This is a genomic window from Kitasatospora sp. DSM 101779, from assembly GCF_025655475.1.
Taxonomy (GTDB): domain Bacteria; phylum Actinomycetota; class Actinomycetes; order Streptomycetales; family Streptomycetaceae; genus Kitasatospora.
Genome location: NZ_JAHTIK010000001.1, coordinates 529012 through 541915, shown reverse-complemented (window position 1 = coordinate 541915; position 12904 = coordinate 529012). Strand labels below are relative to the sequence as shown.

Here is a 12904-nt window from a genome sequence, read left to right as displayed (position 1 = left end):
CCGGCCCCGGTCCGGCCTCAGCCGAGGAAGAACTCCGCAAGGACGGGGGCCAGCGCCTCCGCGGCCACGTCGTGCGTCTGGCCCGCCAGTGTGCGGTACGCCGCGCCGGGCAGCGCCTCCGCGGCCGCCCGGGCCGCCTGCCGCAGCTCCGGCGGACTCGCCCCGCCCGCCAGGACGAGCGCCGGCACACCGACCCGCCGCGCCGGGTCGCGCGGCACGGAACCGTCCGCCAGCACCGCGTCGTCGTACGCGAGCGTCGGGGCGATTGCCTCGAAGGCCGACCAGTGCGGCTGCGCCCGCATCCCGGTCACGGCCTGCGCCGGGACGCCGACGTGCGCCATGAACAGCGCCACCGCGTCGCCCCGGCGACCGGCCGCGAGCAGCTCCTGCAGCCGGACTGAGTACTCCTTCGCCTCCGCGGCCCGGCCGGCCTCGCCGACGAACGGCGGCTCGTAGAGGGAGATCCGCGTGATCCCCGGCTCGGCCGCCGCCGTCCGGAGGACGAGCGCGGCGCCCGAGGAGATCCCGTGGACGGCCGCCCGGCCACCGGCGGCCGTGACCACCGCCCGTAGGTCCTCGATCTCGCGGTCCACCGCGTAGGGCGCGGTGTCGCCGCTCTCGCCGCGGCCGCGGCGGTCGTAGGCGTACACGGTGAAGTCCCGCTCCAGCAGCGCGGCCAGCGGGCGGGCCGAACGGTGGCACAGCGCACCGTCCACCAGGACGAGCGCCGGGCCGCGGCCGCCGCACTCGTACGCGATGCGGGTGCCGTCGGCGGAGGTGAGGACAGGCATGGTGACTCCCTGCCTTTCGTGGAGGATCGGCGGCCGTTCCGGTGCCCTCAGCCGCGCTCGGCGGTCAGGCCGGCGACGTACGCCTCGAAGCGGTCCAGGCTGGTGGCGAAGCCGGCCTGCGCCGCGGCGCTCAGGTACGCGGCCGGGACGTTGGTCTGATGGGTGACCACCTCCGTCCGGCCGTCGTGCAGGTCGGTGAAGGTGACGGTGGTCCGCATGCCGCCCTCGACGTCGGCCTCGACCCAGACCAGCCGGTCGGGCCGGCGGACCTCCGCGTACACCGCCCGCATCGTGTAGGTGCTGCCGTCGGCGTCGTTGACCATGGTCGTCTCGAAGGCGCCGCCCGGTCGGAGGTCCACCACGATCCCGTCCAGCGGAGTCGTCGTGCCGGTCGGGCCCCAGAAGCGGGTCAGGTGCTCCGGGGTGGTCATGCAGTCGAACAGCAGCTCGGGCGGGGCGCGGTGGATGCGCCGGTAGGTGAGTTCGCCGGTGGCGGTCATGGTGCGCTCGTCTCCTCGGCGCCGCCGTCGCGCTGCTCCGCGCGCAGCGCGGCCAGGTGTGCGTCGAGGCGGTCGTGGCGGTCGGCCCAGACACGGCGGTGGCGGTTGATCCAGTCGGTCGCCGCGTCCAGGTTGGTCGGTTCCAGCACGCACGGGCGGGCTTGCCCCGCGCGGGTACGGGAGATCAGGCGGGCCTGCTCCAGCACCTTCAGGTGCTTGGAGACCGCCTGCTGGCTCATCGCGAACGGCTCGGCCAGCTCGCCCACGGTGGCACTGCCGGCCGCGAGCCGCTCGAGTATCGCCCGCCGGGTCGGATCGGCCAGCGCGGCGAACACCAGGCTCAGCCCGTCGTCGACGACTGTCATGCCGCCAGCCTATGTACAACCCTCCGTTTGCACAACCGTTTGGTTGTGAAACCTGCTCGGATCGGAGGGCCGGGCTCGGCAACGGCGATGACAGGGCGGATGCCGATGCATGGCCCCGTCGTGTGAACGATCAAGGGCAGCAGCACGTCAGGCACCGCGAGGATGCGAAGGTCCTGGCAGCGATCGGCGGACGCCTCGATGCCCAGGTCGGCCCCGTCACGGTGCGTCTGCCGAAGGCCCCGGCCGAAGCCGCGGCGGCAGCCCGGGACCGTGACGAGCCGGGCGGCGTCGCCCCGGAGACCCCGAAGCAGCACGCCCTCCGCGAGGATGCCGCAGAGCTGGCGCTCATCGGCCCCGCGATCTGGCAGCACGGCCGCGGGGACGGCGACGAGGTGGTCGTGAAGCTGCACGTGGTCTCCGCCGGGGCCGCGGTCCGGGCTTCGCAGTAGGCCGGCGGGGGAGCAGGGGCGGCGCGCCCGGTCCTGCCGCGGCTGCCGTGGCGGCCTGCGGCGGTCCGGGGCGGTCGCTCGGCGGTGGGGCCGTGCCGGGGCGGGCGCCGCGCGGCGGACCTACAGTGACGTCGAGGAATGCCATGAACCGCCTCCGGGTGCGCCCGGCTGCCGGCCCGACGGCTGCGCTGGCCGTCCTGTCGGTGCTGGGCGCCCATCTGCTCTCCCCGGGAGCCGCGCCGCCGGGCGCCGCCGCCGAGGGCGCTGCTCCCTTGGCCGGACTCTTCGACAACACCGCCGTCACCGCCGACGGCGCCCCCGCCACCGGCGACCTGGACGGACGGGGCGGAAGCCTCGCCGAGGCGGACCTCACGGCGGCGGGATGGTCGCGCGGCGCGCGGATCACCGTCAACGGAACGACCTACACCCGCGCCGAGGTGCCGCCCGGCTGGCCCGACAACGTCCTCGCGGCGGGCCAGAGCGTGGCGATCGGCGGCAGGGGCACCGCCCTCGGCTTCCTCGCCACCGCCACGGGCGGCCCGGCCACCGGGAGCGGCACGGTGCACTACAGCGACGGCTCCAGCAGCAGCTACGAGCTCACCGTCGGCGACTGGGCGGCGGGGAGCGCGGCGGTGGCGGCGCTGACCCTGCCGCACCGGCACACCCCGTCCGGCACCGTGCCGGCCGAGGCCCGGCTCTACGCGGTGGCCGTCCCGATCGACCGCGGCAGGACGGTCAGCGCGGTGACCCTGCCCCGGCTGCGCGGCGACCGCTACGACCGCGCTCCGACGCTGCACGTCTTCGACCTCGCCGTCCGCAACACCGCCGACGCCCCGGGCGGCCGGGTCTGGGAGGCCGCCTGGACGGCGTCCACCGGCAGCGCGTCCGCCGTGCCGGAGTCCGACGGCTGGACGGACCGGACGCTGCGGATGGTCGTCCACCCGAACCTGGCCGGGCGGACGGTGCGGATCAGGCTGACCAACGCCCTCTCACCCGTCCCGGTCACCTTCGGCCGGGTGACCCTGGCCGTGCAGGCCGACCACGGTGCCGCCCGCGCGGCACCCGTGCCGCTGACCTTCGCCGGACGGGGGCGGACGACCGTCCCGGCCGGCGGCGACGCCTACAGCGACCCGATCGACCTCCCGGTCGCCGAGGGCGACGAACTGCTGGTCAGCATCCACCTGCCCGGCCGGGTCCTGGTCGCAGCCCGCCACCCGTGGGCGCTGAGCACCTCGTACACCACCGCCTCCGGCGCGGGCGACCACAGCACCGACACCGGCGGGGCCGCGTTCACCGGGCAGATGTCGTACTGGGCCTTCCTGGCCGGCGTCGACCTCGCCACCGCGAACGGCCGCGGCACCGTCGTCGCGCTGGGCGACTCCCAGACCGACGGCGCCCACACCCGTCCGGACGCCGACCACCGCTGGCCCGACCTCTGCGCCGCGGACCTGCACCGCACCGCGCCCGGCACCGGCATCGCCAACGCCGGACTGTCCGCCAACTCGCTGCTGACCGACAGCACCGGCTCCGCCGGGGCCGCCGCACTGAACCGCCTCGACCGGGACGTCTTCGCCCAGCCGGACGCGCGGACCCTCGTCCTCTACGAGGGCATCAACGACATCACCCTGCACGACGCCTCCGCGCAGGCGCTGACCGCGGGCATCCGGGAGATCGCCGCCCTGGCGCACGCCCACGGGATGCGGGTGGTCGTCGCGACGATCCCGCCCTTCGGCGGCAGCGCCCGCTGGACGCAGGAGCGGGAGGAGGTCCGACAGCGGGTCAACTCCTACATCCGGTCCTCCCGCGACTTCGACGCCCACACCGACTTCGACCTGGCGACGCGCGACCCCGCCGCGCCGGAACGGCTGCGCGACGGCGTCCACGACCCGCACGACCACCTGCACTTCGACGACGCCGGCACCCGGCTGCTCGCCGACACCCTCGCCCCGACCCTCGCCGAGGTGCTCGCCCGGGGCGGCCCCGCCGGCCGGTAGTCTCGGCCGCACGGACAACACACGGGCCAGCGGGCGGGACAACGCCCGACACAACGGGCAGCGTCGACGCGCGGGACGGCAGCGGGCGGACGGCAGCGGGCGGGGGAGCGATGACGGGGACCATCCGGCTGGTGTGGGCACGCGAGGAGATCCCGGACGGCCCGAGCGTCTTCCTGGCCGGGCCGACACCCAGGGCGGCGGAGGTGGCCTCCTGGCGGCCGCAGGCCGTCGACCTGATCGCCGCGCGGTGGACGGGCCCGAAGCCGCTGACGGTGCTGCTCCCCGAGGACCGCGACGGTTTCCGGGCCGTCGACTACGACCACCAGTTCGCCTGGGAGACCGCCGGCCGGGCCGCCGCCACCGCGATCCTCTTCTGGATCCCGCGCGACCTGCGCACCCTGCCCGGGTTCACCACCAACGTCGAGTTCGGACACGACGTCACCACCGGCCGGACGGTGCTCGGCTGCCCGCCCGACTGCCCCGACCCCGGCCGCAACCGCTACCTGGTGCACCTCGCCCGGCACTACGGCGCACCCGTCCGCGAGACCCTCCCGGAGACGGTGGCGGCAGCCCTCGCCCTGGTGACGGGGGCAGCCGCCGCCGGCCGGCCCGGGGACGAACGGCGACAGGGCCCCGTCCTCAAGGCGCGAGGTGCCCCCACGCCCCTGACGTGACCACCCGTGCGCCTTCGACGACGGCTCCCGGGAGCCACCGGGCCGCAGCCGCCGGCTCCGCCCCGGCCCGCGCACCGGTCGGACGGGACGGGCCGCCCCGAGGGGATCCGGCCGGCGGCTACTGGCCGACGCGCCCGTCGACTCGCCAGGATGGCGGGATGGAGAACACCGTCGTCCACCGCCTCGACCTGGGGTACTTCGTCCGTCCCGCGTCCGAGACCGGCGGCCCGCAGCCGCGGGTCGAACCCGTGCTCGCCTACCTGGTGCGGCACGACGGGGAGCTGATCCTGTTCGACACCGGCATCGGCGAGGCCGGCCCTGAGACCGAGGCCCACTACCGGCCCCGGCGGCGGCCGTTGCAGGCCGCCCTCGCCGGCGTCGGCGCCCACCTCGCCGACATCTCCCTGGTCGTCAACTGCCACCTGCACTTCGACCACTGCGGCGGCAACCCGCTGCTGCCCGGCCGGCCGATCCTCGTCCAGTCGGCCGAGCTGGCCGCGGCGCGCGGCGGCGGCCACACCGTCGAGGAACTCGTCGACTTCCCCGGAGCGACGTACGAGGAGGTCTCGGGGGAGGCCGAGATCCGGCCCGGCGTCCTCGTCCTCCCCACCCCCGGGCACACGGAGGGCCACCAGTCCCTGGTGGTCCGGACGGGAGACGGGACGGTGGTCCTCGCCGGCCAGGCACACGACTTCGCCTCCGACTTCTCCTCGGACCACCTCGCCCGGCGCGCCGCGCTCGACGGCGTCGAACCGCCGCTCCCGGCCTACCGGCCGTGGCTGGACAGGCTGCTGGACCTCGACCCGCGACGCGTGCTCCTCGCCCACGACAGCTCGGTCTGGGAACCGACCCACCTCAGCGGCTGAGGCCGCTCGGGTACAGGCCATCGGGGTCGCCGTTCCTCGCCGGACGGCGCGGCGCTTCGCCGGGGCGCGGCCGGCGGGTCCGCCGACGCGTGGACCCCGAGTCGACACGCCGCTGTCCGTTCCGCGCCGATCCGGGTATGTGCCGGTACAGGAGCGTGTCGGTGTCGAGAGGGGGCCGGGATGGGTGAGGCGGTCGGTGCGATGCTGGCCTCGGCCGCGGGCCTCGCGATCAATCCGCTGCCGCTGGTCGCGGTGGTGCTCGTGCTCGGCACGCGGAGGGCGCGCACCAACGGACCGGCCGTCGCCGCCGGCTGGACGGTCGGCCTGGCCGGGGTGGTCGGCACCGCGCTGGCGATCGGCATCGGGCTGGCCGGCGGCGACGGGCGTCCCACCTGGGCGGCCTGGCTGAAGCTCGCCCTCGGCGCGGCGCTCTGGCTGCTCGCCCTCCGCAGCTGGCGGGGCCGCCCCCGGGCCGGACGGGTCACCGCCCCGCCGCCGTGGATGCGGACCGCGGACCGCCTCACCGCCGGCTCGTCCTTCGGTCTCGCGCTGGGCCTGGCCGTCGCCGACCCGAGGAACCTCGCCCTCGCGGTCGGGGGCGCCGTGTCCGTGGCCGCGAGCGGCACCGGCACCGGCGGCATGGCACTCGCGGCCGGGCTGCTGGTGCTGATCGGCTCCCTGGGCACCCTGGTGCCGCTCGGCGTCCACCTGGCCCGCGGGGAGCGCGCGGACGGCGTCCTCGGCGAGTGGAAGGCCTGGACGGGCGCCCACAACACGGCGATCACCACCACGGTGGCGGCCGTCCTCGGCGCCGCGTACCTCGGCGATGCGCTGACGGGCCTGGCCTGAGCGAGGCCACCCGTTGTCAGTGGTGACGCATAGTGTCGTCGACATGAGCCCGACGACCCTCTCCGCCCACCGGCCCGCCGCCTCCGCCGAGCTGCCCGTGCTGCTCGCCGACCGGCCCGCAGCCCAGCTCTCCGCCGCGGCGGGCACCACCGCCCGGGTCCTCCCGCTGTGGGCCTCGCCGCTGGCCGCCACCCGCCCCCGGCCGCTCGCCACCGCCTGAGCCCCCGCCCGGTTCGGGCCCCGGTCCGTCCCCGCCGACAGGAGCCGACACGGCGCGCGACCCGTGCGCCGACTCGCGCCGCCGCCGGATTACCCATACTGGGAGGAAGCGGTCTGTGACCTGTGGAGGAGCGGGATGGGCGGAGCGGGCGGCCTCGACGGCGGCGGGGTCCTCGACGATGTCCTGACAGCCCTGATCGACGCGCGGGGGACGATCCTCTCCTGGTCCGCCGCGGCGGAGGAACTCACCGGCCGGCCGGCCCGCGAGGTGTGCGGCCGTCCGTTCGCCGAGCAGCTCGCCGGCCCACGGCCGCCCGACCCGGGGCTCGCCGACACCGTGCGTGACGGACTGCCCGCCGTCGGCGTGCTGCACCTGCTCGGACCGGCCGGCGAAGCCGTCCCCGTCCACTGCCGCCTGCTGCCCCTGGAGCACGCCGGGGCCGCCGGCCACCGCCTCCTCCTCGCCGTCCGCACCGACCTGGCACAGGAGCTCGACCAGGGTGCCGCCCTGCTGCGAGCCCTCCTCGCCCAGAGCCGGATCGGCTTCGTGCTGCGCGGCACCGACCTCGTGGTCGAGCGGACCAACACCGGACCCGGCATGCCGAGCCTGCCGGGCATGCCCACCCTGCCCGTCGGCAGCACCCTCGCCGAGGTGATCGCCGCACCGGACGCCGCCGGCGCCGAGAACCAGCTGCGGATCGTCCTGGAGACCGGCCGGCCGCGGGCCGCCAGGCAACAGCAGGTCCGCTCGCTCACCGACCCGGGCAAGGAGTGGTCCGTCCTCCTCTCCGCCGTGCGGCTGGAGGACCGGAACGGCAAGCCCGCGGGCGTCGCCTCGCTGCTCACCGACGCCACCGCCCAGTGGCGAGCCGGCCGCCGCCTGGAGCTGCGCCACCGTGCGGTGGCCGGTATCGGCGGTTCGCTGGACGTCTCCACCACCGCCCGGGAGATCGCCGAGGTGCTGGCACCCGCCTTCGCCGACCTGGTCACCGTCGACCTCGCCGAGCCCGTCCTCACCGGCGACGAGCCGCCGAAGACCTCCGGCGGCGGCGACCTGCACCTGCTCCGGGTCGCGATGCACGCCGAGGGCGACATCGGCCCGCCCGGGGCGCTGCGGACGGGCGACCCGGTGCCGCGGCTGCCGAACCATCCGCTGGTCCGTCGGCTCCAGGCCGGCGGCACGATCGTCCTCGACCGGGCGACCCTGCTGGAGGGGCTCGCCGAAGCGGAGCTGGTCCGCCTGATCGTTCCCGAGCGGGCGCGTGCCCTCGCCGCCGCACCGCTCTTCGTGCGCGGACTGGTCCTCGGCACCATCGCGGCCTGGCGGATCGACCGGCCCGAACCCTTCGACGACGCGGACGCCGCCCTGCTCGCCGAGATCGCCGCGCACGCCTCGCTCAGCGTCGACAACGCCCGCCGCTACGCCCGCGAGCACCGCGCCGCCGTCGCCCTGCAACAGCGCCTGCTGCCGCGCTCCGCGACCCGCACCTCCGCCCTCGAGACGGCCGGCCGCTACCTGCCCGCCGCCGACGGCGCCGAGATCGGCGGCGACTGGTTCGACACCATCCTGCTGCCCTCGCTGCGGGTCGCCCTGGTCGTGGGCGACGTCATCGGCCACGGTCTGCACGCCGCCGCCACGATGGGACGGCTGCGCACCGCCGTGCAGACCCTCGCCGACCTCGAACTGCCGCCGGACGAACTGCTCACCCGCCTCGACGAACTGGTCGCCCGCCTCGCCGCCGAGGCGGACCCGGCCCACCGCGACACCATCGGCGCGACCTGCCTGTTCGCGCTCTACGACCCGGTCAGCCGCCAGTGCACCCTGGCCAGCGCAGGCCACCCGCCGCCGGTCGTCGTCGAGCCGGACGGCGCCGCCCGCCCGCTGCCGCTGCAACCCGGCCCGCTGCTCGGCGTCGGCGGCCTGCCGTTCGAGACCACGACCGTCGAGCTGGCGCCCGGCTCGCTGCTCGCCCTCTACACCGACGGCCTGCTCGTCCGGCAGGGCGGCGACCTCGACACCGGCCTGCGGACCCTGTCCGACCGGCTCGCCGCGCTCGCCGCCACCGGCGGCAGCCTCGCCGCCATCGGCCACGAGCTGACCACCGGCCCCGCCGCGCCGGTCGCCGACGACACCGCCCTGCTGCTCGCCCGCACCCGTGCGCTCCGCCCGGACGCCGTCGTCGAGTGGCAGTTCCCGGCCGACCCGGCGAGCGTCGCCGACGCCCGTGCCGCCGTCGCCGGCCGCCTCGCCGCCTGGGGGCTCGACCACCTGGTGTTCACCACCGAGCTGATCGTCAGCGAGCTGGTCACCAACGCGATCCGCTACGCGGGCGGGCCGGTCGGCCTGCGGCTGATCCACGACACCGTGCTGGTCTGCGAGGTCGGCGACCCGAGCAACACCCAGCCCCGGCTGCGCCGCGCCCGCACCACCGACGAGGGCGGCCGCGGCCTCTTCCTGGTCGCGCAGCTCAGCCACCGCTGGGGCAGCCGCTACGGGCCCTCAGGCAAGACCATCTGGTCCGAGCAGCAGCTGGAGGAGTGATCCGGGTACCGGACGGCCGGGCCCCGCGGGCGGTCGCCCTACGGGGCCCGGCTGCCGGACGGTGGATCAGCCGAGGCTGCAGGGCGTGCCGTTGAGGGCGAAGCCGGCCGGCGCGGCGGTGATCCCGGTGTGGGTGGCCTGGTAGCCGACGGACACCGAGCCGACGGACACCGAGCCGCCGGGCGCGATCGCCGCGTCGTAGGAGGCGTTCCGCGCGGTGACGGCACCCGAGGCCGGGCTGTAGGGGGCTCCCGGGACGAGGACGTCCTCGACCTTCACCCCGGTGCCGTCGGCCCGCCCCCGCGCGGCCGCCGACTCGGCGGCCTGGGCGGCCCGGGCGGCGGCCAGGTCGGAGATGTCGACCGGCGCCCACATCGCCAGGGCGGCGGCCAGTTCGGGGTCGAAGGCGTGCGCCACGCCGGTGCTCCCTCCGGGACGGGGACGGGGTGCTGGACCTGGGCGGTGCGGGCGGCGCCCGCCGGAAACCCTCGTGATCCGGCGGGCGCCCGGGGAAACCGTCCCACGTCCCGTCCGCACCGGGCATCCGACGGGCGTCGGAAGAGCCGCCGCCACCCGACACCCGCGCGGGGCTGGCCCGGGCGACGCGGCGGGCGCCGTCAGCGGAAGGCGGCGGCGTTGCGTGCCGCCCAGGCGGCGAAGGGCCGGGGCGAGCGGCCGAGGACGCGTTCCACGTCGGGGCTGATGCGCTGTTCCTCGGCGGTGGGGGTGCCGAGGACGGCGAGGGTGCCCTCGACGACCGGCGGCGGCATGAAGCGGGCCAGTTCGGCGCGGGCCTGGTCGGCGTTCTGCTCGTGGAAGGCGACCGGCGCGCCGATCGCCTCGGCGATGGCCGCCGCGCGGGCGCGCGGTGTGCTGGGCTCCGGCCCGGTGAGGACGTAGGTGGCGCCGTGGTGGCCGTCCTCGCGGAGCACCGCCGCGGCGACGGCGGCCACGTCCTCGGGGTCGACGAACGGCAGGCCGACGTCGGCGAACGGCCCGGCGGCCGTCCGGTGGGTGCGGATCGGTTCCGCCCAGGCGAAGGCGTTCGAGGCCAGGCCGCCGGAGCGCAGCACGGTCCACTCGGGCGCGCCGGCCGTGACCGCGGTTTCGAAGCGCGCGGCGTGCGCGTAGCTGCCGGGCCGGGTCCCGACGCCCTGGGAGGAGAGCAGGACGATCCTCCGCACGCCGGCGGCGCGCGCCTGGCCGACCAGGCCCTCCGGCTCCTCGCCCGCCACCAGCAGGAACAGTGCCTCGGCCCCGTCCAGGGCGGCCCGGACGGCCTGGGGGTCGGCCAGGTCCGCGGCCACGTGCCGCACGCCCGGCGGCAGCGGGGTCTCGGGCCGACGGCGGGACACCGCGGTGACCCGCTCGCCCGCCTCGACCAGGTGCCGGACCAGCGCCCGGCCGACGTTTCCGGTGGCACCCGTGACCACGATCATGACGTCTCCCTCGTACGATCTGGAAGTCAGTTGGCTGACTCACTTGATGGACGGCTGTGAGCCTAGCCCGCCGCCCGCGGGGTGTCTATAGTCAGTCGGGTGACTGACTCACCGAGCCTGTCGAGAGCCGAGGCCGCCGCCGCCAAACGCCGCCGCCTGACCACGGCCGCCGCGACCGTCCTGCACGAAAAGGGCGTCGAACGCACCTCGATCGCCGACATCGCGCAGGCCGCCGGGGTACCGGTCGGCAACGTGTACTACTACTTCAAGACCAAGGACGAACTCGTCGAGGCCGCCCTCGCCGAACACACCGGACACCTCGAGGCGCTCACCGCCCGGCTCGACCTGCTGCCCGACCCGCGTGAACGCCTCAAGGGGCTGGTGGCGGCCTGGGTCGAGCAGCGCGAGACCGCCGCCCGCTACGGCTGCCCCACCGGGACGCTCGCCGTGGAGGTCGACAAGCGCCCGCCCGGCGGCCTGGACGAGTCGGCGGCCCGGGTCATCCGCCGTCTCCTCGACTGGGTCGCCGAGCAGTTCCGGCAGGCGGGCGCCCCCGACCCGCAGGGCCGGGCGGTCGCCCTGGTCGGCGCCTACCAGGGCATGTCCCTGCTCGCCAACGCGCTGCGCGACCCGGAGATCATGACCCGGGAGGGCGACCGCCTGCGCCAGTGGCTGGACACGCTGCCCGACCACTGAGAGGCCTGTCCCTACGGCGCGGTGCTGCCGCCGGTGTCGGCGATCATCCGGCGGAGCACCTTGAGGGCGGTGACGTAGTCGGCCTCGTCGATGCCCTCGTGGATGCGGTCGCGGATCGCCGGGGCGTGCTGCTTGAGGCAGGCTCGGGCGCGGTCGCCCGCTTCGGTGATCCAGAGGCGCTCCGCGTCGTCACGGGTGGCCCAGCCGCGCTCCAGCAGGGTGCCGGCCTCGGCGTCGAGGTCGTCCTCGGTCCCGAGGTACTCCCGCATCGCCTGCCGGAGTTCGGGCACCGTCATGCCGTGGCCGTCCGGCGAGATGTCGTGCTTCGACAGGTGGCGCGGCATCCAGTACTGGGGCCGGGTGTAGCCCAGGGCGGCCTGCTCGCCGCGGACGAACGCGACGAGAGCCTCGTAGGCCACGCCCGTCCGGTACGCGGCCGGCTGCGCGGCGAGATTCGCGTACGAGAGCTGATCGTTCGTCATATTCGTTTCCCCCTACGATCGTTCGGTTCCCCGATCGCCGTAGGAGGTGAAGTCCGGTTGAGGGCAACCGGGTTCGGGGACAGGCCGGGGAGGCCTCAGATGCTGTCGGGCAGGCCGTCCGGCGCCACCGGACCCCGCAGGTCGGGGCCGGGCCCGGTGCGAAGGCTGTCGGTGGCGATGCGTTCGGCGAGGATCGGGACGAAGGCGCGGATCCGGCTGCCGTCGAAGCGGTGGATCGCCTCGTCCAGGGCCCGGTCCACCTCCTCGGGGCCCGCGGTCGCGTCGAAGCGCTGGTGCAGGCGGCGACCGACCGCCGCCACGTTCGCCCGTTCCTTGTCGTCGGGCGGATCCGGCCCGGCCGTGGGTGCGGTTCCACCCGGCGGTTCACCGGTCGTGTCACCGGTCGTGTCACCGGCCGGGGCGGCGGACGGGTCACCGGGTACGTCCGGGTCCATGTCGGCCTCGCAGGGGCTGGGGTGGGGGTGTCGGCGGGTGCCTGCGTCCGGTCAGCGGTGGGCGGGCGGCGCCGCCCTCGGAGGCGTGGGACGGCGGTGGTCGCCGCCACGCGCCGCGTCCACGAGCCGGGACGGACCGGGAGCCCTCGCGGCGGCGGGAAGGGCCAGCGGCCGTACGGGCCGTGAGGACGACGGCGCTCCCGTGGCACCTGTGCCGCTCATGGGCGCCGCCTTCGTCCGGGACGAGCAGGTCGGGGCGCACGTGGCACCGCCCGGCGGGTGCGCCGGCCCCTTGCTGCCAGCTTGACACGCCCGGGCCCGCAGATCCTGTCGACAACGCCGGGCCACCCCGGCCGGTACAGCAGACGCTGCGCCGGCCGGGGCGTGCGGTCAGTGCGCCGTCGCAGCCGTGGCGGAGGCCGAAGGGCCCGCCGTGGCGGCCGGCGTCGGGCAGCCGCCGGGCACGGTCGCGGTCGGCGAGGGCGAGGCGGTCGGCGCGGTGGAACCCGAGGGCGACGGCGTCGCGGTCGCGGTGGCGGTCGGGGCCGGAGTCGGCGACGGACCGGCCGACGCGGTCCCGGTC

Annotated in this window: 15 protein-coding genes; 8 read left to right on the top strand and 7 right to left on the bottom strand. The window is 76.3% G+C overall.

The features are described 5' to 3' along the window. Window positions 1–17: 17 nt before the first annotated feature. Genes KSNIM_RS02545 through KSNIM_RS02535 form a run of 3 tightly spaced genes read right to left on the bottom strand, consistent with a single transcriptional unit; the run spans window position 18 to window position 1656 of the window. The gene (locus tag KSNIM_RS02545; RefSeq protein WP_263101554.1) at window positions 18–791 is read right to left on the bottom strand and encodes an alpha/beta fold hydrolase; all 774 of its coding nucleotides are present in this window, start codon (window positions 789–791) and stop codon (window positions 18–20) included. Between the two features lie 47 nt (window positions 792–838). After that, a complete protein-coding gene (locus KSNIM_RS02540; RefSeq protein WP_263101553.1) occupies window positions 839–1291 on the bottom strand; it encodes an SRPBCC domain-containing protein in 453 nt (150 codons plus the stop codon). Beyond that, a complete protein-coding gene (locus tag KSNIM_RS02535; RefSeq protein WP_263101552.1) occupies window positions 1288–1656 on the bottom strand; it encodes an ArsR/SmtB family transcription factor in 369 nt (122 codons plus the stop codon). The genes KSNIM_RS02540 and KSNIM_RS02535 overlap by 4 nt, the downstream gene beginning before the upstream one ends. A gap of 122 nt (window positions 1657–1778) precedes the next feature. Here KSNIM_RS02535 and KSNIM_RS02530 point away from each other — a divergent pair, with 122 nt between their 5' ends. The 7 genes from KSNIM_RS02530 to KSNIM_RS02500 all read left to right on the top strand — a co-directional run bounded on the left by KSNIM_RS02530 (window position 1779) and on the right by KSNIM_RS02500 (window position 9249). Continuing rightward, a complete protein-coding gene (locus KSNIM_RS02530; protein ID WP_263101551.1) occupies window positions 1779–2105 on the top strand; it encodes a hypothetical protein in 327 nt (108 codons plus the stop codon). Window positions 2106–2248: 143 nt separating this feature from the next. Beyond that, window positions 2249–4099 (top strand): GDSL-type esterase/lipase family protein, encoded by a 1851-nt coding sequence (locus tag KSNIM_RS02525; protein ID WP_263101550.1) that lies wholly within the window; start codon window positions 2249–2251, stop codon window positions 4097–4099. A 110-nt stretch (window positions 4100–4209) separates the two neighbouring features. Further along, complete coding sequence (locus KSNIM_RS02520) at window positions 4210–4773, top strand: nucleoside 2-deoxyribosyltransferase domain-containing protein (protein ID WP_263101549.1); 564 nt, start codon at window positions 4210–4212, stop codon at window positions 4771–4773. Between the two features lie 158 nt (window positions 4774–4931). After that, window positions 4932–5639 (top strand): N-acyl homoserine lactonase family protein, encoded by a 708-nt coding sequence (locus KSNIM_RS02515; protein WP_263101548.1) that lies wholly within the window; start codon window positions 4932–4934, stop codon window positions 5637–5639. Window positions 5640–5819: 180 nt separating this feature from the next. After that, window positions 5820–6488 (top strand): GAP family protein, encoded by a 669-nt coding sequence (locus tag KSNIM_RS02510; RefSeq protein ID WP_263101547.1) that lies wholly within the window; start codon window positions 5820–5822, stop codon window positions 6486–6488. Window positions 6489–6531: 43 nt separating this feature from the next. Next, a complete protein-coding gene (locus KSNIM_RS02505) occupies window positions 6532–6708 on the top strand; it encodes a hypothetical protein (RefSeq protein ID WP_263101546.1) in 177 nt (58 codons plus the stop codon). A 135-nt stretch (window positions 6709–6843) separates the two neighbouring features. Further along, window positions 6844–9249, top strand: coding sequence for a SpoIIE family protein phosphatase (locus KSNIM_RS02500; protein WP_263101545.1), 2406 nt, complete (start codon window positions 6844–6846; stop codon window positions 9247–9249). Between the two features lie 66 nt (window positions 9250–9315). Here the strand turns inward: KSNIM_RS02500 and KSNIM_RS39335 are convergent, their stop codons facing one another. Together KSNIM_RS39335 and KSNIM_RS02490 are read right to left on the bottom strand one after the other, a co-directional pair. Beyond that, window positions 9316–9666 carry a cellulose binding domain-containing protein gene (locus KSNIM_RS39335; RefSeq protein ID WP_411543645.1) on the bottom strand — a complete coding sequence of 117 codons (351 nt, stop codon included), beginning with the start codon at window positions 9664–9666 and terminating at the stop codon, window positions 9316–9318. 200 nt (window positions 9667–9866) lie between these two features. Then, complete coding sequence (locus KSNIM_RS02490; protein ID WP_263101544.1) at window positions 9867–10688, bottom strand: SDR family oxidoreductase; 822 nt, start codon at window positions 10686–10688, stop codon at window positions 9867–9869. A gap of 99 nt (window positions 10689–10787) precedes the next feature. Between KSNIM_RS02490 and KSNIM_RS02485 the strand changes: the two genes are divergently transcribed. Beyond that, a complete protein-coding gene (locus KSNIM_RS02485; RefSeq protein WP_263101543.1) occupies window positions 10788–11384 on the top strand; it encodes a TetR/AcrR family transcriptional regulator in 597 nt (198 codons plus the stop codon). A gap of 11 nt (window positions 11385–11395) precedes the next feature. Here KSNIM_RS02485 and KSNIM_RS02480 read toward each other — a convergent pair whose 3' ends face one another. Beyond that, window positions 11396–11866, bottom strand: coding sequence for a MarR family transcriptional regulator (locus KSNIM_RS02480; protein WP_263101542.1), 471 nt, complete (start codon window positions 11864–11866; stop codon window positions 11396–11398). Window positions 11867–11961: 95 nt separating this feature from the next. Beyond that, complete coding sequence (locus KSNIM_RS02475; RefSeq protein ID WP_263101541.1) at window positions 11962–12186, bottom strand: three-helix bundle dimerization domain-containing protein; 225 nt, start codon at window positions 12184–12186, stop codon at window positions 11962–11964. Window positions 12187–12904: the final 718 nt, after the last annotated feature.